The sequence below is a fragment of the Duganella sp. Dugasp56 genome (assembly GCF_047304105.1).
GTDB lineage: Bacteria > Pseudomonadota > Gammaproteobacteria > Burkholderiales > Burkholderiaceae_D > Rugamonas > Rugamonas hordei.
The window spans coordinates 1-23252 of record NZ_JBGLYQ010000049.1 but is presented as its reverse complement, the minus strand read 5'-3'; the positions used below and the strand labels follow the sequence as shown (position 1 = coordinate 23252).

The following is a 23252-nucleotide window of genomic DNA, read 5'->3' as shown; positions in this document are numbered from 1 at the left end:
AGCAAGCGTAACCAGCGAATACTTCAAGAAAATGACAGCCTAATGTCATTTTCGTGACATGTTGTTTTTAAATCAGCTTTTCTTTGGGCGGCCCGTCTTCAGCTGCGGCAGGCTGGTCAGCACGTTTTGCAGCGTGGCAAGGTCGATCTGGCTGATCAGGGCGACGCCGATACGCAGCAATTCGCTCTTTTTGATCTCGAAACCGGCTTTCAGGCAGGCTTTCTTGACCTGGCCCAGCACCGCGTATTCCTGCTCTGGCATGGTGAAGCTATCGCGCACCAGCTTTTCCTTCTGAACCTTGACTTTGGCTTCCGGCGCGGCTGGCTTGGCTGCGGATGGCTTGGCTGCGGCCTTAGGCGCTGGTTTGGCTGCGGCCTTGGGGGCGGCTTTAGGGGCTGCCTTGGGTGCTGGTTTGGCTGCGGCCTTAGGTGCGGCTTTAGGAGCGGCGGCTTTAGGTGCAGCGGCCTTAGGTGCTGCCTTGGCGGCAGCGGCTTTCGGCGCAGGTTTGGCGGCGGCCTTCACGGCTGGCTTGGCTGCGGCCTTCGGCGCTGCTGCCTTCGGTGCGGGTTTTGCGGCGGCAGACTTGGCGGTCGCGGGTTTTTCGGCGGTCTTTGCGGCGGGTTTGTTCATATCTACTCCATTTTTTATTCAACAATATAAACAATATATATCATTTACGCAGTTTTTGCTTGCCTCATCGCAAATGCGCCGCGACGCGAGTAAATAAAACGTCCGGATTGACCGGCTTGCGCAGGAAATCCACCGCGCCCACGCTGCGCCCCATGGCCTCGTCTTCGGCCTGGCTCTTGGCGGTCAGGAACACCACCGGAATGGCGCTGCTGCGCGGATCGGCTTTCAGCCGGCGGCAGGTTTCAAAGCCATCCATGTCCGGCATCATGATATCGAGCAGTATCAGATCCACCGGCGCCGCGGCGACAATCTGCAGCGCCGTGGCGCCGCTGGTGGCGACCTTGGTGTTGTACTTGTCCTTCAAGAGGCTGGACAACAGCGTGATGTTGTCGGGCGTATCGTCGACGATCAATACAGTGGGCAGGTTTTTATTTTTCGTGTTCATGGGTTCTCCTGGTCTCTTGCTGCTGCCGCCAGCAACTTGCCGGCGGCTTCGAATTCGTAATGCTCCATGTGGCTGGTGAGGCGGCCCATCGTCAGCGGCGGCAACAGCGTCGCCAGGGCCTCGCGCACGCTGTCGAAATAATCGAGGCTGTCGCCGCTGAACTCCGCCAGCAGCGCCCGCAGTTCCGCCAGCGCCTGGTGCGCATCCTGCCCGCCGGCGTCGGCGCGCGGCGGCATCGGCGGGATCACCTTCATCGACAGCCCGAGCCAGCGCGTCAGCACGCTGTAGAGGCGCTGCGGATCGATAGGCTTGGTGATGTAGTCCTGCATGCCCTCCTCCAGGCACTGCGCACGCATGCCGGCCAGCGCGTTCGAGGTCACGGCCACCACCGGCAGCTCGTCGAAGCGGCTGTCCTGGCGCAGCAGGCGCACCGCCTCATGGCCGTCCATCACCGGCATGCCCAGGTCCATCAGCACCAGGTCGTAGGTGTCCGGGCCGGCCGCGTGCAGGCGGTCCAGCGCCTCGCGGCCGTTATGGACCACATCCACGCTGACGCCCTGCAGATCCAGCAGCCCGATGGTCACATCCTGGTTGACCAGGCTGTCGTCCGCCAGCAGGACGCGCGCCGCGCGCCGCGGCGACTCCTGCAGCGTCAGCTCCCCCGGCTGGGCGGGATACAGGGCCGCCTGCTTCTTCAGCGCCGACGCGTCGGACAGCGCAAACTGCAAATCGAAATGGAAGGTCGAGCCCTGCTCGACTTCGCTCTGGACGTCGATATGCCCGCCCATCAGCCGCACCAGCTGCTGCGAGATCGACAGCCCCAGGCCGGTGCCGCCGTAGTGGCGGGTGGTCGAGCCGTTGGCCTGGCTGAAGGCGCGGAACAGCCGGGACTTCTGCTGCGCCGTCATGCCGATGCCGGTGTCGCGCACCGAGAAGCGCAACGTGGCTTTGCCGCCGTCGACCGCCGGCTCGCGCACCGAGCAGCGCAATTCCAGCTCGCCCTCGGCGGTGAACTTGACCGCGTTGTTGGCCAGGTTGATCAGCACCTGTCCCAGCCGCAGCGGATCGCCGACCAGGTAGGGCGGCACGTCCGGCGCCACTTCCACCAGGTAGCGCAGCTGCTTGTCGGCCGCCCGCTGCGCCGTCACGCTCGACACATTGGCCAGCACCTCCTCCAGCGCAAACGGAATCGCCTCCATTTCCAGCCGCCCCGCCTCGATCTTGGAGAAGTCCAGGATGTCGTTGATGATCCCCAGCAGCGACAAGGCCGCGCGGTGGATCTTGCTGATGTAGTCGTGCTGCTTGGGCGTCATCTCCGTGCGCAGCGCCAGGTAGGCCATGCCGATGACGGCGCTCATCGGCGTGCGGATCTCGTGGCTCATATTGGCCAGGAATTCGGATTTGGCGACGTTGGCCGCCTCCGCCATCACGTTGGCATTGACCAGCTTTTGCTCGCGCTCGCGGCGGTCGCTGATGTCGCGGATGAAGGCGCAGAATTCGTAGCTGTCCTGCCCTTCCGACTTGACCTGCGTGATCGCCAGTTCGATCGGGAATTCCTCGCCGCTGCGGCGCAGCGCCACCACTTCGATCCGGGTGTCGAGCACGGTCCGGGTCGCGCTGCCGCCGGCCATGTAGCGCTGCATGCCGCGCCGGTGGTCGTAGCGGTAGCGCGGCGGGATGATGGTCTTGTCCAGCGCCAGGCCGATCGCCTCGTCGCGGCTCCAGCCGAAGATCCGCTCGGCCTGCGTGTTCCAGCCGACGATGCGTCCGGCCAGGTCCATGCGCACCACCGCGTCGAGCGCGGTATCGACGATGGTCTGCAGCTTGGCCTTGCTGTCGCTGACCATCTGCATGGAGCCGGTCAGCTCCCGGGTACGGGCGTCGATGCGCTTTTCCAGGTCGCTGTTCAATTCGCGCAGTTCCTGTTCGGCGTCGCGCAACCGGGTCATGGTGTCGCGGAAGCGCAGCACGGCGTCGGACAGGCGCCCGACCTGGTCCTCGCGGCCGATGCCGGAGAGGTTGATGTCGGTCTCGCCGCGCGTCAGTTTCTCCAGCCCGTCCTGGATATCGGCGAACGGCCGCGCCGCGCGCCGGCCCACCACGAAGATCGACAGCACGATCCCCAGCGCAAGCAGCAGGTTGGCCGCCACCGTGTTGTAGATCTGGCGGCGCAGGTCCTGGTCCATCTGCTGGCGCGAGAACGCCAGGTCGATGGAGCCGACCGGATAACTGCGGCGCACGTCGGTGAAGTTGATGTCGCGATGCACCTTGATCGCCGCCACCGGCTCGCGCAGCGGCGACACGTAGCTGGCCAGCTCCGCGCCGTTCGGCGCCAGCACGCGCAGCACCAGCACCTCAGGCGTGGCGCCCGAGGCGTCGACCACGCTGGAGACAGCGGCGCTGTTGATGTCGAACAGCGGCCGCGCCAGCGCCTGCGACAGCACGTCGGCCAGCCGCTCGGCGCGCTCGCGCAGGTTCTGCTCGGCCTCGGTGCGCAGCGTCTTCATCACATAGGTGGTGTAGACGGCGGTCGACAGCGCCACCGCCACGAAGATGCCGAAGCCAAGGCGAAGCAGGATGTCGCGCCGCCATGCGCTGCGCAGGCGCGCCAGCGGGCCGCCCGGGATCAGCACCGGATCCAGCGCGTCAATGACGGACTCCTTCAATAGCTTCGAGCTTCCTGTAGGCGGCGCTGTTGCGGGCTTCCTCGACCGCGCGCCAGATGCGCTCGGCCAGCTGCGGCCGCGCCGCCACCATGCCGTGCGACAGGATCAGGAAGTACGGCTTCTCGATGATGGGCACCGGCAGCTGCTCGAGCTGCGGCGCCAGCGGCCCGTTCATCAGGCCATGGGCGTCGCTGCCGCCGACCGCCGCGGCGGCCACGCGGCCGGCGATCAGCTTGCGCGCCAGCTCGTCGGCCCGCTGGCTGCCCTCGTCCACCTCGATGTTCTGCGCGCGCAGCACGTCGCCGACCGAGTAGCCCAGCTGGAAGCCGACCGCGCCGTCGAGGTTGCGGAAGCTCTTGCCGTCCCAATCGACCCTGCTGCCCTTCTTGCGGATCACCACATAGCTGTCGACGTGCATGCGCTTGCCGGCGTCGATCTGCTGCCCGCCCGGATACTCGCCCAGCTCGCGCCGGTCCGGCTTGTAGCTGACGGCGAAGGCGCCGTCGACCGCGTTCGCCTTCAGCTGCGCCAGGCAGCGCTTCCATGGGATGCCCTGAAATTCGAAATGGATGTCGAGCCGCTTTTCGACCATCTTGAGCAGCTCGAAATTCAGGCCGCCCCCTTTTTCGGTACGCCAGGGCAGCACGTCCTGCTGCTCGAAGCACAGCGTGACGTTGGTGTCCCCGGCCTTGTCGGCGGCGGCGGCTGGAAACGACAGGGCCAGCAGCGCATAGGCGCAGCAGCGTTTGATCCTGTCGGTCATGGGCATCTCCTCGATATTTAGCCGCTGGCGCGGATGCTGAAGTCTACACCGACTTCATCCCACTGCTCCTGTTCCTTCTCCAGCCAGTAGGACAGTGTGGGATGGTCGCTGACCCATTCGCGGCGGATTTCCAGCTCGATGCGGTTCTTCATGCGCAGGCGGATCAGCGTGAAGTCGATGTCCAGGCGCGAGTGCATGAACAGCACCGCCAGCCGCAGCGCCACCACCGCCTTGACGAAATCCGGGTCCGCCAGCGCATCGACCACCTTGCGCAGGTTGCCCTTGTGCGCCAGGATCAGGCGGCTCATGGTCTTTTGCTCGCGCGCGGTAAAGCCGGGCAAATCCGCGTTCTCGATCATGTAGGCGGCGTGCTTGTGGTAGCCGGTGTGCGACACCACCATGCCCATTTCATGCAGCAGCGCGCTCCAGTACAGGTGGCGGGTGTACAGGTCCGACACCGGCTTGGTCTGCATGTACAGCGCCAGCGCGTCGTCGGCCACGCGGTTGGCGCGGCGTTCGTCGACGTGGAAGCGCTGCACGCAGGCCTGCACCGATTGCTCGCGGCGGTCGCGCTTGGTCGAGCGCAGGTGCAGGTCCCACATCACGCCCATGCGCAGGCCGGCCTCGATCGGCTGGACCACCGGGATATCCAGCTCGCGCACCAGCCCGATCAGGATCGCCAGGCCGCCGATGATGGTGCTGGCGCGGTCCGGCCGCAGGCCGGCCATCTCGATCTTGCCGACGTGGCCGAATTCGATGAAGCGCTGTTTGAGCGCGTTCAGCGTGGCGGCGTTGACCTCGCGGCCGATGCCGTTCTTGACGATGATGTCGGCGATGGTGCGGGCGGTGCCGGACGAGCCGTAGCACTGCTTCCAGAACTGCGGATGGTAAGGCGGCGCCGCATCCTCGAAATGGCTGCGCGCCGACAGGATGGCCGCCTCGAAGGACGGCGCGTCGACCCGGCCGCCGACAAAGAAGGACAGGCTTTGCTTGACCGTGCCGACGCTGAACGACTCGACCTTTTCGATCTCCTGGCCGCGCCCCAGTATCAGCTCGGTGGAGCCGCCGCCGATGTCGATCACCAGCCGGCGCTCGCCGGGCAGCGATACCGCGTTGGCCACGCCCATGTAGATCAGGCGCCCCTCCTCCTCGCCGGAGATGATCTCGATCGGATAGCCGATCGCCAGCTCGGCCTCGGGCAGGAAGGCGGCGGAATTGCGCGCCACGCGCATCGCCGACGTGGCCACCACGCGCACCGCGTCGAGGCGGTAGGCGGCCAGCACGGCGCGGAAGTTTTTCAGGCAGGCCAGCGCGTTCTGCATGGCGGCCGGCGTCAGGTTGCCTTTTTCGTCCAGCCCTGCGGCCAGGCGGATCGGCTCGCGCACGCTTTTGAGGACGCGGATGGCCTCCCCGTCATGCTTGCCGATGTGGAGGCGGAAACTGTTGGAACCTAAATCTACTGCTGCGTACATATATGGAAGCCTCTCTCGGCAAACGGCAACGAAGGCTCGCGGGTGATCAAACAGAATAAATCAAACTAAACGATTTACATAATTATAATCACGATATGCGCAGTTTGTTACGCCTTGATGACGCACCTTACGATGCCTCCATCGCGCCGGTGGCCGCCTGCGCTTCGGCCACCCGGTTGCGGCCACCCCGCTTGGCCGCCTGCAGCGCCTCGTCGGCGCGCTTGAACAGGCTCACGGTGGTGTCTTCGGCGCGTATCGTGGTCACGCCCAGGCTGGCCGTCATGTTGATCACCGCCTTTTCCGCCTTCACCGGCAGCGCCGCGACGGCGTTGCGGATGCGTTCGGCCACCATCAGCGCGTCCTCCAGCGAGGTGCGCGGCAGCTGGATGGCGAACTCGGCGCCGCCCAGGCGGCCCATCATGTCGGAATCGCGCAGCTGCTTCTTGCACACGTCGACCATGGCCTTGAGCACCAGGTCGCCGACCGGATGGCCGTAGTTGTCGTTGACGCGCTTGAAATGGTCCAGGTTCAGGATGATCAGCGAGGTGGGCATGCCGGGCCGGCGCGCCAGCGCGATCCACGGCGTCAGCGTCTGGTAGAAGCCGCGCCGGTTCGGCACGTCGGTCAGCGGATCGACCACTTCCAGCCGGGCCAGCTCGCCCTGCAGCTTTTCCCGGCCCAGCAGCAGGTAGCCGAAGGCGCCGCTGACCATCATCAGGTACAGCGCGACGATGCCCACGCCCTGGATCAGCGCCGGGCTGACCCAGCCGGCGCCTTGCGGCAGCAGCGCCGTCAGCAGGCCGCGCGCCATCACGGCCAGCGCCAGCACCAGCATCGCCAGCACCAGGTAGCGCCGCAACAGGGTGCCGGCGCTCCAGCCCCGGCCCAGCGCGGCCGCGCCGGCGATAAAGAACAGGCCGACCGCCAGCGAGGCGATGGCGATGCGCCCGGCGGCCGGCACATCCATCAGCCAGGCACCGGTGAACAGGCCGATGGCCACGCCCAGCGCCGGCAGCAGGTAGCGGCGCCAGACGCGGCGCCCGGCCTGCTCCCACAGCGCCGAGGCGTCCAGCGCGAAGCCGGCCAGCAGCAGCGCGTTGGCGAACGGGATGGTGAGGAAATCGGGCAGCGCGCCGCGCAGGTACAGCAGCCCCCAGGCCAGCGCCTGGAACTGCTTGGCCAGCGCCCAGGTGGACTGGCCGGCCGCCGGCTGAGCGCCGCGGCGGCCCTCCTGCTCAAAAAAGAACAGCGCCGCGCACAGGCTCAGATTGCCCAGCGCCAGCGCCAGTACCAGTGTTTTTATATCCATGACCCGGGGCCGGTCAGACCTCGTGCTCGACGTTGGTGCTGCCGTCGCCCATCTTGCTGGCCCAGGCGCGGGTGAAGAAGGCCTTTTCCGCCTCGCTCGGGGCGTCGTGCCAGAACACGATCAGCGTGCCCTTGTGGTCATGCAGCTGGCTGACCTTCTCGATGAAGGATTGTTCGCCGGCCATGTCGGCCAGCGCCACCACATAGCCGTAGACGCGGGTCAGGCGCTCCAGTCGGTCCGGTTCGGTGAAGCTGTTGGTGGCGGTAAGCGTAGGGTGGTCTAAAAACATCGTTTCTGTCTCCAAGAGGGCCGCCGGAGGGGCAAGGCCTGTGCTATCGCCAATGTACCTACAAATTTTCCGTCTGTAAATGCAATGTGGCTTACGGCGCGCATGCTACTATAAATTGCCCCTGTAAATCCACATTACGAACCAACTTGACCTCATCTGCCAACCGGCCGCAAGTGCGTACGCGCGGCGACAAGCGCTCGCTGGAGTTCCAGCCGGGCATGATCCAGAGCGAAATGCGGCTGTCGCGGCCGGACGACCTGGTGCTCAGCTATGCGCGCGCGATGATGTGCTTCGTGCTGTTTCATCCCAAGCCCGAGCATATCGTCATGGTCGGCCTGGGCGGCGGCTCGCTGGCCAAGTTCTGCTACCGCTACCTGCCGCACAGCCGCATCACCGTGCTGGAACTGCGCGCCGACGTGATCGCGCTGCGCGACCAGTTCGCCATCCCGCGCGACAACGCCCGCTTCCGCATCATCGAGGCCGACGCCACCGAATACATGGCAGGGCTGGCCGGCGTGGCCGACGTGCTGCTGGTCGACGGCTTCGACGAGCAGGGCCTGCCGCCCGCGCTGGGCAGCGCCGCCTTCTACGCCGACTGCCGTCGCGCGCTGCGGCCCGGCGGCGTGATGGCGGCCAATATTTTCAGTTACGACCCGAACTACGGCCCCATGCTGCGGCGGCTGCGCCAGGCGTTCCAGGGCCGCATCTGCTGGTTCCACGGCATCGCCGGCAACAACCGCATCCTGTTCGCGGTCAAGGGCGGCCAGCCGTCGCCGGCGCTGGCCATGCAGCGCAAGGTGGCGCGCAGCCACGGCCTGGCGCTGCCGCTGCTCAACAAGCTGCTGGCGCACTGGATCGTGCTCAAGCTGCGCTGGCTGGGGCCGGACTGAGCCTGCCGTCCCGGCTTATTTGCTCCGCACCGCCACCAGCTCGATCTCCACCAGCGCCTTCGGCACCACCAGCGCCGCCACCTGCACCGTGGCGCGGGCCGGCTTGTTGGGCTGCGCCGCCGTGCCGAAGAAATCCTTGTAGGCGTCGTTCATGCCGGCGAAATCGAGCTTGCCGGCGGCGTCGGCCACCAGGTAGACGCGCATCTGCACCACGTCGCCCATGCCCAGGCCCTGCTCTTTCAGCGTGGCTTCGAACTGTTTGAAGATGTCGATCGACTGCGCCTTGGTGTCGCCCTCGTAGGACTTGGCCAGCTTGCCCGACAGGTACAGCGTGTCGCCGGCCCACACGGCGTTGGCGATGCCGCTTTGCGCGGTCTGGATATGCGTGACCTTGGTCTGCGCGGCGGCAGGCAGGGCGAACAGGGCGGAAGCAAGCAAAGCGACTGGCAATTTCATGGCGGTCCTTTCAGGGTGGGGAAATCAGGCGCGCACGCGCGCGGCGATGTTTTCAACGGCGCGGTGGGCCGACAGCACGGCGCCCTCCTGCCACGAACTCAGATAGCCGAGGTACTCGCCGGCAAACACCATCGGGCCGTCCGGCTGCTGCAGCAGCTTGTAGACGGTGTCGAGCTGTTCCGGCTTCCATTCGGCCCAGGCGCCCAGGCTGTAAGGCACTTTGGGCCAGGCGATGTTGATGCCGCCGCGCACCATCGCGCGGTAGCCGGGATGGAACAGCTCGCCCACCGCCAGCGCCTTCTCGATGCGCTCGGCCACCGGGTAGCGGCCCATGTCGTCGCCCGGCTCGACGCCGAAGCAGTAGGAGCCGACCAGCACGCCGTCGGCCTTGCCGATGCCGTGCGACGGATAGAGGATCTGCGTGACGTCGCGGGTGGTCCACGACAGGCCGCCGTAGATGCCGTCGTCCTGCTCCCAGAAGCGGCGCGGCGCGTAGAACGCCGTCTTGGAGGAGGTCGCATATTCCACCCCGGCGATGGCTTGCTGGTAGTCCGGCGCGAAATCGTTGGGTATGCCGCGCAGCACCGTCAGCGGCAAGGTGCAGATGACGAAATCGCTGTCGATGGTGGTTTTTGCGCCGGCGCCGTGGTGGCAGACCACGCGCGCGCCGGCGGCGGTCTTGCGGATCTCGTCGACCACCGTGTCGTAGCGGATCAGGTGGCCGACCCGCTTGGCGAACGCCATCGGAAACTGGTCCATGCCGCCCACCGGCTGCAGCATGGTGCCGGCCTGGTCGAAGTCTTCGGCGAACTCCGCCTTGAATTGCCAGAAGTCCGCCCGCAGCAATTCGGCCAGCGGCAGCGGCTGGCGGATGGTGCCGTGCGGCGTACCGGGCGCCGGCGTGACGGCGTAGCCGCTGCGCGCCGTGCCGCGGAAACGGCCGTCGCGCTGCAGGTCGCCGAAGCCGGCGATGGCGACCAGCAGGCGCTCGCGGTCCTCCTTGCCCAGTTCCTGCTCCAGCTGCCCGGTCGACACGGCCTTGCCCAGCATCTCGGCGAAATAGCCGTGGCCGTCCCCCAGCACCTGCTTGGCCTGCACCGGCTTGCCGCCGAAGGCGCGGTCGTCCTGCAGGTAGGCGGCGCGGTTATCGTTCATCATGATTTCCAGCGGCACGCCGAATTCGCGGCAATAGCCCAGCACCGCGCGGTGGTGGTGCGAGATCCGCGCCGGCCCCGGGTTCATGTACAGGTGCGGCGCCTTGGGCCAGCGCGCCTGCTGCGGGCCATCGGCCTGGTCGATGCGGTCGCCGCCGCGGATGGTCCAGCTGCGGCCGCCCGGGCGGTGGCGCGCCTCGAGCACGGTGCAGGAGAAGCCGGCCTTGGCCAGCTGGTAGGCGGCCGTCATGCCGGCCACGCCGGCGCCGAGGATGGTCACGCGCTTGCCCTTGCCCAGCCCGCCGGGCAGCAGCGGCGGCCCCTTGTAGGCCAGGTCCTCGCCCCAGGCCAGGCTGGCGCAGCCCAGCGCGTCGAGGGCGGCAAACGCGGCCGCCGCGCCGCCGGTGCGGGCGACATGGTGGAGGAAACTGCGGCGCGAGACGGCACGGTCATGAGGCATGGTCGAGGCTCCTGCTGGCAAGGAATTAGCAATATAGCATGTTCGCCGCCTGCCCTTGCCCCGGACCGTGGCTGGCATAAGACAGGCACCGGCAACTACTGTCGCAAAGGCAGGACTTGTGACACACTTGCATGAAACTATCTTCAGAAAGCGCAGCATGCCGCTCTTCCGCAAATCTTCGCCGATTTCGCTGGCGGCGGCTCTCACGCTGTGCACCGGCATGGCGGTGACCGGCCTGCTGTTCGTGGCCGTCAGCGCGCTCGAATACGGCAAAATGGAACTGAGTTTCCAGCAGCGCGCCCAGGTGCGGGCCGCCGCCATCCGCCGCGGCCTGGACGACACGCTGGAGCTGGTCACCATCCTCAACGACCTGTACACATCGTTTGGCAGCGTCAGCCGCGAGCAGTTCGCCGATTTCACGCGGCCGCTGCTGCTGCGCTACCCGTTCGTGCAGACCTTCAACTTCCACCGCGTGCTGACCGACGAGCAGGCGCGCGCCTACGAAGCCATGGTGCGCCAGGGCTTTCCCGGCTACCGCATGCACGACGCCGGCAACCGGCCGATGGCGCCGCGGCGCCAGCACGTGATCGTCGACTACCTGGAACCGCTGGACGGCAACGAGGCCGCGTTCGGGCTCGACGTGATGTCGCTGCCGATGGCCGCCACCGTCAGCCAGGCTGCGGCCGCCGGCACCACGCTGGCCACGCCGCTGATGCGGCTGGTGCAGGAGCGCGGCAACCAGAAGGGCTTCGTGCTGCTCAAGCCGGTGTACCGCCCGGGCGCGCAAACGGCCACCGCCGAGCAGCGGCGCGCGGCCTGGATCGGCAACACCGGCGCGGTGATACGCTCCACCGACCTGATCCACAAAATCCTGCAGGGCGCCGAGCTGCTGGACGACCACGAACTGGTGCTGCGGGTCTACATCGGCGACGACGTGCGTCCCGACAACCTGATTTTCAGCCAGGGCCAGGCGCCTGAACAGACGGCCGCCGCCAAGCCGCTGCAGCGCTGGTTCGCCTTCGACTACCACGACATCTACACCAGCACCTTCAGCGCGGCCGGCAAGTCCTGGCATGTGCTGGTGGCGCCGCTGCCGCGCCCTTTCCTGTCCAGCCACCTCGGTTCGCTGTCGACCCTGATCGGCGGCCTGCTGTTTTCGATGCTGACGGCGGCCTTCGTCAACTCGCTGGCGCGCCGCTCGCTGCGCGTGCAGCGGCTGGTCGACGAGCGCACCCATGCGCTACAACTGAGCAACGAGCGCTTGAACGAAGACGTCGCCGCCCGCAAGCGCACCGAGGAAGCGCTGCAGGAAAGCGAGCACCGCTTCCGCCGCCTGCTGGCGCTGTCGTCGGACTGGTATTGGGAGCAGGACCGCGACTTCCGCTTCACCAACATCTCCGGCGGCTTCTTCGACAAGGGCATGCAGGACCCGGCGGATTTTCTCGGCAAGACGCGCTGGCAGCATCACCAGGAAATGCGCGAATCGCGCTGGGGCCAGGATCATATCGCGCAGCTGCAGGCGCACCAGCCCTTCTACAACCTCGAATACATGCTGTCGGGCACCGACGGTCGGCCCCACTGGTTCAGCACCAGCGGCGAGCCGGTGTTCGACCGCGACGGCAAGTTCTGCGGCTACCAGGGCACCGGCACCGAGATCACCGAACGCAAGCTGTCGGAGCAACGCATCCACCACATCGCCCACCACGACGTGCTGACCGGCCTGCCCAACCGCGTGCTGCTGCAGGACCGCCTGATGCAGGCGGCCGCCTTCGCCAACCGCAGCGGCATCCCGCTGTGGGTGATGCTGATCGACCTCGACCGCTTCAAGTTCGTCAACGACAGCCTCGGCCACAAGGCCGGCGACCTGCTGCTCAAGACCGTGGCGCAGCGGCTGCAGGACAGCGTGCGCGAAAGCGACACCGTGGCGCGGCTGTCGGGCGACGAATTCGTCGCCATCCTGACCGAATATCCGGACGAGGCGCTGTCGCTGGACGTGACCCAGCGCATCATGCGCGCGGTGGCGCAGCCGGTGCTGTTGGAGGGCAAGGAATTCTTCGTCACCTGCTCGATCGGCGTGGCCGTCTACGATCCGGACGGCACGCCGGCGCAGCGGCTGATCGAGCACGCCGACATCGCCATGTACCGCGCCAAGAAGCTGGGCCGCAACAACACCCAGTTCTACCAGCCGGCCATGAACGAGGAGGCGCTGGAACGGGTGCGCATCGAGACGGCGCTGCGCAGCGCGCTGGAGCGCGACGAATTCGTGCTGCACTACCAGCCGCAGGTCGACCTGGCCAGCGGCCTGGTGGTCGGCATGGAGGCGCTGATACGCTGGCAGCATCCGGAGCTGGGCATGGTGGCGCCCCACCGCTTCATCGGCCTGGCCGAGGAGACCGGGCTGATCGTGCCGATCGGCGCCTGGGTGCTGAAGACCGCCTGCGCGCAGGCCAAGGCCTGGCAGGACACCGGGCACGGGCCGCTGCGGATCGCCGTCAACCTGTCGCCGCGCCAGTTCGGCGAGCCCAAGCTGCTGGGCGCCATCGCCGAGGTGCTGGAGCAGACCGGCCTGCCGCCGTCCTGCCTGGACATCGAGCTGACCGAGGGCTTGTTCATGCACGACGTGGCGCTGGCGGTGGAGCTGCTGCACAAGCTCAAGGCGCTGGGCCTGGCGCTGTCGATCGACGATTTCGGCACCGGCTATTCGAGCTTCTCTTACCTGCGCAAATTCCCCATCGACGTGCTGAAGATAGACCGCTCCTTCGTCAGCGACATCGCCGAGGGCGGCGAGGCGGCCATCGTGGTGTCGATCATCGCGCTGGCGCACAACCTGAAGCTGCGCGTGATCGCCGAGGGCGTCGAGAGCGCTGAGCAGCTGGACTACCTGCGCCGCAACGGCTGCGATGAAATCCAGGGCTACTACTTCAGCCAGCCGCTGCCGGCCGGCGACTTCGAGCAACTGCTTATCGAGGGCCGGAATCTACGGACGATGCCGGCGGCGGCGTAAGGTGAGCTATAGTGGCGCTTTTCCTCGCGAGAGTAGCCATGGACCCGTCCCACATCCACCAAGCACCGTCGGCCGGCGCGCCCGCAGTCGATCACCTGCGCTTCCATCGCCCGCTCGAACACCTGTCGAAGACGTTCGGCAGCGACGTGTTCGGGCTGAAGGCGGAGGCCTTCGCTCGCTTCTTTGGCACGCCAATTTTCCTCGGCGTCCAGACCGTCATCGTCGCCATCTGGATCGCGGCCAATGTGCTGGGATACACGCGCTTCGACGTGTATCCCTTCATCCTGCTCAATCTGGCATTCAGCCTGCAGGCGGCCTACGCGGCGCCGCTGATCTTGCTCGCGCAGACACGCCAGGCGGCGCGTGACAAGGCGCATTCCGACGCCGACGCCGAGCACCGCGAAGCGATCGCCGTTGCGTCGGCCAAGCAATCCGAACAGATGCTGGAGCTGCTGCGGCAGAACACGGAACTCACAGCCATCACCAAAACCATGGCGGAGCGCATCGAGAAGCTGACGGCGGAAATGCACCACCACTTCCTGCAGGACAAAAACTAGCGCTTTTCAACTACCGGCAGCGCGCATACATCAGGGAGGCACGCGGTTCGTCGCCCAGATTCGGCAGGACGGTGTGCCGCGCCAGCTTGCCTTCGCAGGTGAACCCGGACTTCTCCAGCGTGCGGGCGGATGCCCCGTTTTCGGCGTCGCAGGTTGCCTGGATACGAAAACAGGCCGGCAGCGCCAGTGCCGCGTTACAGAGGGCGCCGATCGCTTCAGGCATCAAGCCATGGCCCCAATGCCTGCGCTGCAATACATATCCGATGTCTACCGTATGCGGAAACAATCGAGCCTCCAGCATGCCAATGGGAATATCCTCGTCATGCCGGGCCAGTATGTACGCGCGGCTGATGCCGCTGGCCCACCCGCGCATGCAGTAAGCGATAAAAGCCTCCGTCTCGGCCAAAGCGCGGTGCGGACGCCAGGTCATGTAGCGCGCCACTTCGATGTCCTGCGTGTACGCCTCAAAGAAAGCCGCCGCATCGGACTGGCGCGGTTCACGCAACATCAATCTTGGGGTCGACAATTGGTCGGGAAGAGATAAGGTCATTGAACTGCCGGCCTCCGCAGGAATGCCAACAATATGCCAAAGCCGACCATCAACGAACCACTGGCGCGATTGAACCAGCGGAATCCGCTCGCGCCGCCGGCCAAGCTCTTGAGCCGAGATCCGAGAACTCCGTAGATGCTGATGGCGACCAGCTCAAGCAACAGGAAGATCACGCCCAGCATGGTGAAACTCGCCGCGTAGGCCGAGCGGTCGACAAACTGTGGAAAAAATGCGGTAAAGATCAGGATCGCCTTGGGGTTTCCCGCCGCGACAAAAAACTCCTGCTTCGCCAGTCGGCGCAGCTTGACGGACGGGATTTCAACCTCGGCCTGGCTGCGCGCCATCGCATCCGATACCTCGACCGGGGGCGAGCGGAATAATTTGATGCCGAGCCATACGAGATAAGCGGCGCCGCCAAATTTCAGCATCGTGAACAGCGTCTCCGAGGCCAGCAGCACCGCCCCCAGCCCGAAACCGGCAATCGCGATCATCGCCGCAAACGCGACCAGGCGCCCGAACGCCGCCAGCACGGCATAGCGCACGCCGTGACGCGCACCGCTGGACAGCGACAACACGTTGTTCGGTCCGAACGCCATGTTCAGCGCAAAGCAGGCCGGAAGAAAAACCCAGTAATTTTGAAAGGACATGTGATCGACCATCTTTTGCCAATTTCATAAATAGTACTTTATTGCGAAGGGCATTGTCACTATGAGTAACGCCTTAATCGGCGCTACCGCCTGAAGTCAACGTGAAGCTGACGTGAAGACAGTGTTTGAAATTTGGCTGCACAATTAATGGCATGCGGGGTAGCTACTTCGCATGATTAGAAAAAAACATAAAAAAGGAGACATTTCATGAGATTAAATCAGGAGTCTTTTTATCAGAGGCTTTTTTTGGCACTGCTCTGGCTGGGGATCTTGGGCACAGCCTTGCCAGGCTTCTCGTCAACGGCCAGCGCCGCTGTTTACGAGGCAGAATCCGGTGCATTGGCAGGCGGCGCAGTGGTGCAAACCGACCATTCCGGTTACACCGGCACAGGCTTTGTCGGTGGCTTCATCGATGCCAATAAAGGCAACGCGCAAACAGCCATGACGGTGAATGTCGCAACGGCCGGGTCGTACACCTTGGGGCTGCGCTATGCGAACGGTACCGGTTCAAGCAGGACCATGAGCCTGTACATCAATGGCACCAAGCTCAAGCAGACTACGCTGAATGCGACCGCTGACTGGAACAGCTGGGCGACACAGAACGAAACCGCGACGCTGAATGCCGGAAACAATACCGTCGCGTACAGATACGACACGACCGACAGCGGCAACGCCAACCTCGACAGCTTGACGGTGACTTCAGCCGGAGCCGGCCCGGCCGACCTGGTGGTGACCAGCGTGACCTGGACTCCGGTCTCGCCGCAAACCGGCAACGCCATGGCCTTCAGCGCGACCATCAAGAACCAGGGAGGCACTGCCACCCCGTCGATCAAGCATGGCGTCAACTTCACCGTGGATGGCGTCCAGGTTGCCTGGTCCGACAACTATACGTCGTCGCTGGCGGCGGGTGCGTCGGTGACCCTGACCGCCAATGGCGGACCCGCAGGCGCCACGTGGGCGGCAACAGTGGGCTCCCACACGGTTCAAGCCTATGTCGACGACCAGAACCTGATCGCCGAAGCCAATGAATCGAACAATACGCTGTCGGCGCCTTTCACCGTCACCGCGCCTTCTGGCGGTGTCGACCTGGTGGTCACGAGCCTGACCTGGTCGCCGACCAACCCGCAAGCGCCTGGCGCAGTGACGTTCACGGCCGTGGTCAAGAACCAGGGCACGGCGGCGAAACCTGCGGGCGTCAAAATCGGCGTCAGCTTCACTGTCGACGGCACCCAGGTCAATTGGTCCGACACGAATACCGCATCCCTGGCAGCAGGCGCTTCCGTCACGCTGACCGCCAACAGCGGACCCTCGGGCACGGCATCCTGGGCCTCGACAGGCGGAACGCACACGGTGCAAGCCTATGTCGACGACCAGAACCTGATCACCGAAACCAACGAGACCAACAATACCTTGTCGGCCTCCCTGACTGTCGGCGCCGCGCCGGCCTTGTCTAACGGCCTGTACCGGATTCGGAACTTCTGGCAACCGACGCTCTATCTGTTCGAGGCAGGCGGCAAGGTCATGTATGGGACGCCGGCGGCCAGCGACCTGACGTCGCAATGGGCTCTGGTGGATCAGGGCGGACACAAGGCGCTTTGGAACGCCTCGACCGGCAACTATATCTCGATCACCGGTGTGGCAAGCTCCGCCGATTCGATGACGACGATCTATGCGGACCCGGCGCCGAACAACGTCTTGTTCGACATGCCGGCGGCATCGAACTCGGGTTACTACAACATCCAGAGCGTGGCTCAGAACTCTTGGTATACGACCATCGAAGGGCAGAAGGGATTTGCCCAGAGCTACGCCATCAGCAACGCCTGGGGCAGCACGCAATGGGCCTTTGAACTGAAGGGCGCCGTTCCCGCGCGTCCAGCGGCCAAGCCCGACCTGGTTGTCACCAGCATCACCTGGAGTCCAACCTTGCCGACGGCAGGCCAGGCCGTGACCTTCAGCGCCACCATCAAAAACCAGGGACCGGGCGCCACCCCGGCCGGCACGACGAACAAGATCACGTTCGCGGTCAACGGCACCGTGTTCACCTCGGTCAGCAACTACAGCAGTTCCCTGGCCGCCGGCGCCTCGATCACCCTGGCGCAAGACACCGGTACCTGGGCGATGGCCGGATCGGCGCCAACCATCACCGCGGTGGTCGACAGCAACAACGCGATCGCCGAGTCGGACGAGGCGAACAACGCGTTCAGCACCATCCTGAGCACGGCGACCTACGGCGCCTCCATGCCGTACACCACGTACGAAGCCGAAGCGGGCAGCTACACCGGCGCCTTGGTCTCGGGCAGCCGCGCGTGGGGCCAACTGTCGTCCGAGGCATCGGGCCGGGCCGCGGTGAAACTGACCTCCGCCGGCCAATATGCGCAAATCACCACGACCGCCGCCGGACAAGGGCTGGTGCTGCGCTACTCCATCCCTGATACCGCCAATGGCGCGGCCTACAACGCCGGTCTCAGCTTGTATGTCAACGGCGTCAAGAAGACCGACCTGGTATTGACCAACAAGTACAGCTGGATCTACGGCACCTGGGGCACCGAAGGCGGCAACAAGCACTGGTCGAACAATCCAGCGGCCACGCCTGCCAATCCGCACCGCTTCTTTGACGAAGTCGCCGTTATCCTTGACGCCTCCTACCCGCCCGGAACGACGATCAAACTGATGCGGGAAACGTCGAACCTGAACTTCTCGACCACGGCCAGCGTCACGGTGGACTTCGTGGAGCTGGAGCCCATCCCTGCCGCGCTGACCATGCCGTCGAATTTCGTCAACATCACCGCCTACGGCGCCGTCGCCAACGACGGCATCGATGACACCACGGCCATGAACAACGCGATTGCCGCGGTCGTCGCTTCGGCTGGCGCCAAGGTCGGCGTCTGGATTCCTGCGGGCACCTTCGACTTCAACAACGGCGTCGCCGGCCCGGGCTGGAGTGGCGCGGGCACCCGTATCTACCTGCCCGCCGGGGTTTCCCTGCGGGGCACCGGGATCTGGACCAGCACGCTGCAAGGCGACTTCGCCGGCGTGTATGCCAAGGGCGGCAACAGCAATTTGTCCGACCTGAAAATCTCGGCCGACGACGTGCTGCGTGATGACGACGATGGCGTGTCGGGTGCGGAAGGCAACTTCAGCAATTCGACCATCAACAACGTGTGGTTCGAACACACCAAGGTCGGTGTGTGGACCACCCAGTCGTACAGCCAGGCCGGATTGGTCAACAATGCCACCGTCACCAACTGCCGCATCCGCGACACCTGGGCCGACGGCTTGAATCTCCACTATGGCACAAGCAACAGCACGGTCTCCAACAATGTCGTGCGCAACACGGGCGACGATGGCTTGGCCATGTGGTCGGATACGCATCTGGATACCGGCAACACGTTCCAGAACAACACGATCCAGCTGCCTGGCCTGGCCAACGGCATAGGCATCTATGGCGGCGAGAACAATGTCGTCAAGGCTAACCTGATTGTCGACATCATCGACAATGGCGGCGGCATCCAGTTCGGCACCAACTTCAGCCCGCCTTCGCTCACCGGTACGCTGGACATTTCCGGTAACAAGCTGGTGCGTGCAGGTTCGTATCACCACGACTATCTCTACAACATCGGCGCGATCTGGGAATACTGGGTTGCCAGCTCGGGCAAGATTGCCAACCCGACGATCACGCTGAACAACAACCTCATCGAGGACAGCACGTATGCGGCTGTACTTAGCGAGGAACCGTCGACCGGGGCTTCGGTGACACACACCGGTACCCAGATCGTCACCAGCGGCACCTACGGCGTGGAGATCCGTGCCACGGCGGTGGGCGCGGCAACCTTCAACACCACCACGGTGAGCGGCGTGCCGCAGGCGCATTTGAAAAACAACTCCAGCAGCTTCACGGTGAATGGCGTTATTCCCTGATGCACCGTTGCGGCAATGATTGAGTGGAAGTGAGAAAACTCCGGCCTGGCGCCGGAGTTTTTGTATCTCGGCGGAGTTAAACCACAGCGGCGCTGAACGACTCGGGCCGCCGGGCAAGCAGATGAGACAGCCGTTGAAGAGCCGCCTGTAAACGTCCACGGTCCTTGATGCTACCCAAAGAGATCCGAATTGCATTCGCGGATCCGCCGCCGGTTGCGAATGCCTCCGCCGGCGTGACTGCGATGCCCTCGCTGCCGGCTGCATGCGCAAGCTGTGATGAGTTCCAATGCCCCGGCAACTCGAGCCATACATGCAGGCCGTCTCCGGAGCCGCTGTACCGCCCCGCCAGAATATCCCGAGCCATCCGGTGGCGCAGACGCGCCTCGTTGCGCACGCCTTCCATCAATCCGCCAGCCGAACCGTCGAGGATCCACTGAGTGGCCAGCGCGGCCGTCAGGGGAGCGACCATCAGCGCAAACGATCTTGGCGCGACCAGGAAACGTTCGCGTTCGTGCGGATCGCGTATCAACACGAAGGCGATGGTAAGTCATCAGCAATTCATTATCTGCCCTCATCAGTACTTGAGACAAACCCTGCTTCAACATGTCGTCGAAGTCCACGCCATCCGGCGGTGGCGGGGTATTCATGCTCAGGTCGAGGATGGCGGTCAGTTCGACTTTCGGTGCCGCGACATAAGTGCCTCGAGCGCCGCAGCTGCCACCGCCGCCTGCAACGCATCCGCAATCTGCAGAAAACGCGGACCGCCATTGGAGGCCAATTGCGGCAGCCAGATTGGCGCCTCTTTGTCTTGTATGGCTTTCAACTGGGACATTTTGTCTCAATGTATGGATATTGCTTTCAAGTAGTATGCCGGTAATAACCTGGAATGTTCAAAATGATGGAATGGATACCTGTAGTCTTCGTTACGTTCAAGTTTCTCGTGCTCGCCACGGGCATGTACTACGCCATCAAGTGGCATTACGATCAAGGGAAGAAGGGGAAAACGGAGGAGCGGCGCGCGGTGCTGCGGGCGAGCGGCAAGGTTGCCGCTCTCTTCTTGCTATCGCTCCTGGGCCTGGGGCTCGTCACCTTCGGCCTTATCAGGATGCTCGGTATGGACTTGACCTTGCCGATACCTTAGTGCTTGGGGGAAGGCTCGGAGATTGTGACCGCGCCCAGCAAGGACTCGCCAACGACATATTGCGCCCGAAGTTCTTCGAACGTATAGGACTCTTCGTACTTGTAGCGAATGCAAGCGGCATTCAACAGGCGCCAGGCACCGCGCGCCGCATTTGCCTTTGCTCCCATGTTAAAGGTGCCAATCCAGGCTAGCGAGGCGGCTCCGATAAATGCAACGACTCTGATAGATCCCGCCGGAACCGTTTCTGACCCCGTAAAGGTTGCAACAAAAAGGGAGCAAACCACACTTAGCGCCCCCAGCATTGCATACAGCCGCATGAGTCTTGCTGCCATCCGGTCCCATTGGTCGAGAGCGGCCTTGATCTCTTCAGGTATTGATCGATTTTGCAACGTGGTCATCTGGATGGCTCCTGTGTGCGGATGGTGCAGGTGATGATAGAGCGAAATTATCCTATCTGCAATGAAGACTTCCACGCGGCTCCATAGACAACAGCGCGCGCTTCACTCGACATCACTCCTGCTTGTCATCGCTGCCCGGCGCCTTGAACAGGTCCTCCAGCTCGGCGCGGCTGGTCGGCTTGCGCGCCACGCCCTTGCGGCCGCTGAATTCCTCTTCGATGTTGTCGCGGTAATAGCTCCACGCCGCGCCCGAGGTCGACAGCTTGCGCCACACCTCGGTGCCCACGCCCGAATAGTCGATCGCCGTGCCGTCGTCGAACTCGACCCGCAACTGGCGCTCGCGCGCATCGTATCCGATGGCGCGCAGCTTGCCGGCGTTGATGCGCTTCATTTCCATGATGACTCCCCCTATCGGTTCAGGCCTTGCGCGCGCCGTGCACCATCTGGCGCGCCTGCTTGCGCAGCAGCGCCTGGTCCCAGCGCTGCCGCTGTTCGTCGTTTTCCGGCACCAGCACCGGCACCTCGACCGGCTTGCGGTCCGCATCCACCGCCACCATCGTGAAATAGCAGCTGTTGGCGTGACGCACCAGGCGCTGCTGGATATTCTCGGTCACCACGCGGATGCCCACCTCCATCGACGTGCGTCCAGTGTAGTTGATCGACGCCAGGAACGTCACCAGTTCGCCCACGTGTATCGGCTGCAGGAACATCACCTGATCCACCGACAAGGTCACCACATAGCTGCCGGAATAGCGGCTGGCGCAGGCGTAGGCCACGCTGTCGAGGTATTTGAGGATGGTGCCGCCGTGCACGTTGCCGGAGAAATTGGCCATGTCCGGCGTCATCAGCACGGTCATGCTCAGTTCGTGGGCCACCCAGTTCATTGGTTTTTCCATTGCTTGCTCCCTAGTGTAGTTTGTTCCATGCTATCCGCTAAACTTGTCATCCGCAAATAGTTATCAAAAACATCTACGGATATCGTATGCTTTGCGCTTCACGCATAAAGGAGCAGCGCTCATGAAATGGAAAGTCCTGGCCGCCGGCATGATGCTGGGCATGGCCGCCACCGCACAGGCCGCCCTGACGGCCGATCAGGTCCACACCTTCACGCTGGCCAACGGCATGAAGTTCATCGTGCTGGAATCGAGCACCATCCCCAACGCCAATATGTACACGTTCTGGAAGGTCGGCTCGCGCAACGAGGCGCCCGGCATCACCGGACTGTCGCACTTCTTCGAGCACATGATGTTCAACGGCTCGAAGAACTTCGGCCCGAAGATGTTCGACCGCACGATGGAAGCCAAGGGCGGCTCCAACAACGCCTACACCAGCAACGACCTGACCGTGTACCAGGACTGGTTCCCGGCGTCGTCGCTGGAAACCATCTTCAACCTCGAGAGCGACCGCATCGCCCACCTCTCCATCGACCCGAAAATGGTCGCCAGCGAGCGCGGCGTGGTGCTGTCCGAGCGCAGCACCGGGCTGGAGAACTCCAACATGCGCGCGCTGCGCGAGGAAATCAACGGCGTGGCCTTCCAGGCGCACCCGTATTCGTGGCCGGTGATCGGCCATGAGTCCGACATCAAGGCGTGGACGCAGGAAGACCTGCAGCGCTACTTCACCACCTACTACGCGCCGAACAACGCGGTGTCGGTGATCGTCGGCGACGTCAAGACCGACGACGTGAAGAAGCTGGCCACCAGGTATTTCGGCGGCATACCGAAGCGCGCGCTGCCGCCGGCCGTGCGCACGGTGGAGCCTGAGCAGAAAGGCGAACGCCGCGTGTTCGTGGCCAAGGAATCGGCCACGTCGGCCAACCTGGCCATCGCCTACAAGATCCCGCAGGCCAACAGCCCCGATTACTACGCGCTGGAAGTGCTGCAAAGCCTGCTGGCGGACGGCAAGACCTCGCGCCTGTACAAGGCGCTGGTCGAGCAGCAGCTGGCCACGCAGGTCGGCGCGAGCAGCATGGACGGCTTCGATCCCGGCCTGCTGTACCTGTCGGCCGTGGCCACCGCCAAGACCGCACCGGCCGCGCTGGAAAAAGCGCTGCTGGCCGAGGTCGACAACGTGGTCAAGAACGGCGTGACGGCCGAGGAGCTGCAAAAGGTCAAGAACCAGAAGCTGCTGAACCTGTACCGCGAACAGGAAACCATCAACGGCAAGGCCCAGCAGCTGGGCAACTACGAAGTCTTCTTCGGCGACTACAAGAAGATGTTCGACGCCCCCGCCGCCTACGAAAAGCTGACGCCGGCCGACATCCAGGCCGTGGCCGTCAAATACCTGAAAAAATCGCAGCGCACCGTCGGCGTGCTGGCCGCGAAGGAGGATTGATCACATGAGCAAACACATTATCGCCAAGACCGCCCTCGCCGCCGCGCTGGCGGCCCGGGGGGGGCCCCGCCCCACCCCCCCCCGCGGCGGGGGGCCCCCCCCCCCCCCCCCCCCCGCGGCGCGGGCGATCTCGCCGGCCACCGGCGTCATGCCCAGGTGCACCTGCGGC

General features: G+C 64.4%; 20 protein-coding genes and 1 pseudogene. 6 read left to right on the top strand and 15 right to left on the bottom strand.

Annotation, left to right across the window (positions count from 1 at the left end):
- Positions 1-72 precede the first annotated feature (72 nt).
- The 7 genes from ACCD07_RS26755 to ACCD07_RS26725 form a co-directional block, all read right to left on the bottom strand.
- Positions 73-630 carry a hypothetical protein gene (locus tag ACCD07_RS26755; protein ID WP_413449097.1) on the bottom strand — a complete coding sequence of 186 codons (558 nt, stop codon included), beginning with the start codon at positions 628-630 and terminating at the stop codon, positions 73-75.
- A gap of 64 nt (positions 631-694) precedes the next feature.
- The gene (locus ACCD07_RS26750; protein WP_176653780.1) at positions 695-1075 is read right to left on the bottom strand and encodes a response regulator; all 381 of its coding nucleotides are present in this window, start codon (positions 1073-1075) and stop codon (positions 695-697) included.
- Positions 1072-3741 (bottom strand): ATP-binding protein, encoded by a 2670-nt coding sequence (locus ACCD07_RS26745; protein WP_413449096.1) that lies wholly within the window; start codon positions 3739-3741, stop codon positions 1072-1074. The genes ACCD07_RS26750 and ACCD07_RS26745 overlap by 4 nt, the downstream gene beginning before the upstream one ends.
- Positions 3722-4504, bottom strand: a complete 783-nt coding sequence (locus ACCD07_RS26740; protein ID WP_413449095.1) for a substrate-binding periplasmic protein — start codon at positions 4502-4504, stop codon at positions 3722-3724. The genes ACCD07_RS26745 and ACCD07_RS26740 overlap by 20 nt, the downstream gene beginning before the upstream one ends.
- A gap of 17 nt (positions 4505-4521) precedes the next feature.
- Positions 4522-5976 (bottom strand): Ppx/GppA phosphatase family protein, encoded by a 1455-nt coding sequence (locus tag ACCD07_RS26735; RefSeq protein WP_176653778.1) that lies wholly within the window; start codon positions 5974-5976, stop codon positions 4522-4524.
- A 127-nt stretch (positions 5977-6103) separates the two neighbouring features.
- Positions 6104-7285, bottom strand: a complete 1182-nt coding sequence (locus ACCD07_RS26730) for a diguanylate cyclase (RefSeq protein WP_413449094.1) — start codon at positions 7283-7285, stop codon at positions 6104-6106.
- A gap of 13 nt (positions 7286-7298) precedes the next feature.
- A complete protein-coding gene (locus ACCD07_RS26725; protein ID WP_176653776.1) occupies positions 7299-7574 on the bottom strand; it encodes a hypothetical protein in 276 nt (91 codons plus the stop codon).
- A 218-nt stretch (positions 7575-7792) separates the two neighbouring features.
- Between ACCD07_RS26725 and ACCD07_RS26720 the strand changes: the two genes are divergently transcribed.
- Positions 7793-8464 (top strand): transferase spermidine synthase, encoded by a 672-nt coding sequence (locus ACCD07_RS26720; protein WP_413449117.1) that lies wholly within the window; start codon positions 7793-7795, stop codon positions 8462-8464.
- A 15-nt stretch (positions 8465-8479) separates the two neighbouring features.
- Here ACCD07_RS26720 and ACCD07_RS26715 read toward each other — a convergent pair whose 3' ends face one another.
- Positions 8480-8920, bottom strand: a complete 441-nt coding sequence (locus tag ACCD07_RS26715) for a Rid family hydrolase (protein WP_353402212.1) — start codon at positions 8918-8920, stop codon at positions 8480-8482.
- Positions 8921-8944: 24 nt separating this feature from the next.
- A complete protein-coding gene (locus ACCD07_RS26710) occupies positions 8945-10534 on the bottom strand; it encodes a flavin monoamine oxidase family protein (RefSeq protein ID WP_413449093.1) in 1590 nt (529 codons plus the stop codon).
- Positions 10535-10691: 157 nt separating this feature from the next.
- On the opposite strand from ACCD07_RS26710, the gene ACCD07_RS26705 reads away from it, so the two are divergent.
- Positions 10692-13538, top strand: coding sequence for an EAL domain-containing protein (locus ACCD07_RS26705; protein ID WP_413449092.1), 2847 nt, complete (start codon positions 10692-10694; stop codon positions 13536-13538).
- Between the two features lie 38 nt (positions 13539-13576).
- Positions 13577-14095 (top strand): DUF1003 domain-containing protein, encoded by a 519-nt coding sequence (locus tag ACCD07_RS26700; protein WP_176653771.1) that lies wholly within the window; start codon positions 13577-13579, stop codon positions 14093-14095.
- Positions 14096-14105: 10 nt separating this feature from the next.
- On the opposite strand, the gene ACCD07_RS26695 is transcribed toward ACCD07_RS26700, so the two are convergent.
- Positions 14106-14645, bottom strand: a complete 540-nt coding sequence (locus tag ACCD07_RS26695) for a GNAT family N-acetyltransferase (RefSeq protein WP_413449091.1) — start codon at positions 14643-14645, stop codon at positions 14106-14108.
- Complete coding sequence (locus ACCD07_RS26690; RefSeq protein WP_413449116.1) at positions 14642-15292, bottom strand: LysE family translocator; 651 nt, start codon at positions 15290-15292, stop codon at positions 14642-14644. The genes ACCD07_RS26695 and ACCD07_RS26690 overlap by 4 nt, the downstream gene beginning before the upstream one ends.
- A 357-nt stretch (positions 15293-15649) precedes the next feature.
- Here ACCD07_RS26690 and ACCD07_RS26685 point away from each other — a divergent pair, with 357 nt between their 5' ends.
- Positions 15650-19210: a CARDB domain-containing protein gene (locus ACCD07_RS26685; RefSeq protein WP_413449090.1), complete on the top strand. Its 3561-nt coding sequence runs from the start codon at positions 15650-15652 to the stop codon at positions 19208-19210.
- Positions 19211-19286: 76 nt separating this feature from the next.
- Here the strand turns inward: ACCD07_RS26685 and ACCD07_RS26680 are convergent.
- Positions 19287-20042 (bottom strand): annotated as a pseudogene (locus ACCD07_RS26680) (hypothetical protein).
- Positions 20043-20105: 63 nt separating this feature from the next.
- Between ACCD07_RS26680 and ACCD07_RS26675 the strand changes: the two are divergent.
- Positions 20106-20351 (top strand): hypothetical protein, encoded by a 246-nt coding sequence (locus ACCD07_RS26675; RefSeq protein WP_176653768.1) that lies wholly within the window; start codon positions 20106-20108, stop codon positions 20349-20351.
- Here ACCD07_RS26675 and ACCD07_RS26670 read toward each other — a convergent pair.
- The 3 genes from ACCD07_RS26670 to ACCD07_RS26660 are packed head-to-tail and all read right to left on the bottom strand — an operon-like array spanning position 20348 to position 21633.
- Entirely contained in the window at positions 20348-20824 is a 477-nt protein-coding gene (locus ACCD07_RS26670) for a hypothetical protein (protein ID WP_176653767.1), read from the bottom strand. The two genes, ACCD07_RS26675 and ACCD07_RS26670, sit on opposite strands and share 4 nt — an antisense overlap.
- A gap of 37 nt (positions 20825-20861) precedes the next feature.
- Positions 20862-21146: a KTSC domain-containing protein gene (locus tag ACCD07_RS26665; protein ID WP_176653766.1), complete on the bottom strand. Its 285-nt coding sequence runs from the start codon at positions 21144-21146 to the stop codon at positions 20862-20864.
- A 19-nt stretch (positions 21147-21165) separates the two neighbouring features.
- Positions 21166-21633 carry an acyl-CoA thioesterase gene (locus tag ACCD07_RS26660; RefSeq protein ID WP_176654072.1) on the bottom strand — a complete coding sequence of 156 codons (468 nt, stop codon included), beginning with the start codon at positions 21631-21633 and terminating at the stop codon, positions 21166-21168.
- A 133-nt stretch (positions 21634-21766) separates the two neighbouring features.
- Here ACCD07_RS26660 and ACCD07_RS26655 point away from each other — a divergent pair, with 133 nt between their 5' ends.
- Complete coding sequence (locus tag ACCD07_RS26655; RefSeq protein WP_413449089.1) at positions 21767-23083, top strand: M16 family metallopeptidase; 1317 nt, start codon at positions 21767-21769, stop codon at positions 23081-23083.
- Positions 23084-23252: the final 169 nt, after the last annotated feature.

Coding starts and splice junctions, on each gene's coding strand:
- ACCD07_RS26690 (WP_413449116.1), bottom strand. CDS start 15,292: ATGTCCTTTCAAAATTACTGGGTTTTTCTTCCGGCCTGCTTTGCGCTG.
- ACCD07_RS26715 (WP_353402212.1), bottom strand. CDS start 8,920: ATGAAATTGCCAGTCGCTTTGCTTGCTTCCGCCCTGTTCGCCCTGCCT.
- ACCD07_RS26665 (WP_176653766.1), bottom strand. CDS start 21,146: ATGGAAATGAAGCGCATCAACGCCGGCAAGCTGCGCGCCATCGGATAC.
- ACCD07_RS26720 (WP_413449117.1), top strand. CDS start 7,793: ATGATCCAGAGCGAAATGCGGCTGTCGCGGCCGGACGACCTGGTGCTC.
- ACCD07_RS26735 (WP_176653778.1), bottom strand. CDS start 5,976: ATGTACGCAGCAGTAGATTTAGGTTCCAACAGTTTCCGCCTCCACATC.
- ACCD07_RS26710 (WP_413449093.1), bottom strand. CDS start 10,534: ATGCCTCATGACCGTGCCGTCTCGCGCCGCAGTTTCCTCCACCATGTC.
- ACCD07_RS26730 (WP_413449094.1), bottom strand. CDS start 7,285: ATGGATATAAAAACACTGGTACTGGCGCTGGCGCTGGGCAATCTGAGC.
- ACCD07_RS26740 (WP_413449095.1), bottom strand. CDS start 4,504: ATGACCGACAGGATCAAACGCTGCTGCGCCTATGCGCTGCTGGCCCTG.
- ACCD07_RS26700 (WP_176653771.1), top strand. CDS start 13,577: ATGGACCCGTCCCACATCCACCAAGCACCGTCGGCCGGCGCGCCCGCA.
- ACCD07_RS26755 (WP_413449097.1), bottom strand. CDS start 630: ATGAACAAACCCGCCGCAAAGACCGCCGAAAAACCCGCGACCGCCAAG.
- ACCD07_RS26750 (WP_176653780.1), bottom strand. CDS start 1,075: ATGAACACGAAAAATAAAAACCTGCCCACTGTATTGATCGTCGACGAT.
- ACCD07_RS26695 (WP_413449091.1), bottom strand. CDS start 14,645: ATGACCTTATCTCTTCCCGACCAATTGTCGACCCCAAGATTGATGTTG.
- ACCD07_RS26660 (WP_176654072.1), bottom strand. CDS start 21,633: ATGAACTGGGTGGCCCACGAACTGAGCATGACCGTGCTGATGACGCCG.
- ACCD07_RS26725 (WP_176653776.1), bottom strand. CDS start 7,574: ATGTTTTTAGACCACCCTACGCTTACCGCCACCAACAGCTTCACCGAA.
- ACCD07_RS26705 (WP_413449092.1), top strand. CDS start 10,692: ATGCCGCTCTTCCGCAAATCTTCGCCGATTTCGCTGGCGGCGGCTCTC.
- ACCD07_RS26655 (WP_413449089.1), top strand. CDS start 21,767: ATGAAATGGAAAGTCCTGGCCGCCGGCATGATGCTGGGCATGGCCGCC.
- ACCD07_RS26675 (WP_176653768.1), top strand. CDS start 20,106: ATGATGGAATGGATACCTGTAGTCTTCGTTACGTTCAAGTTTCTCGTG.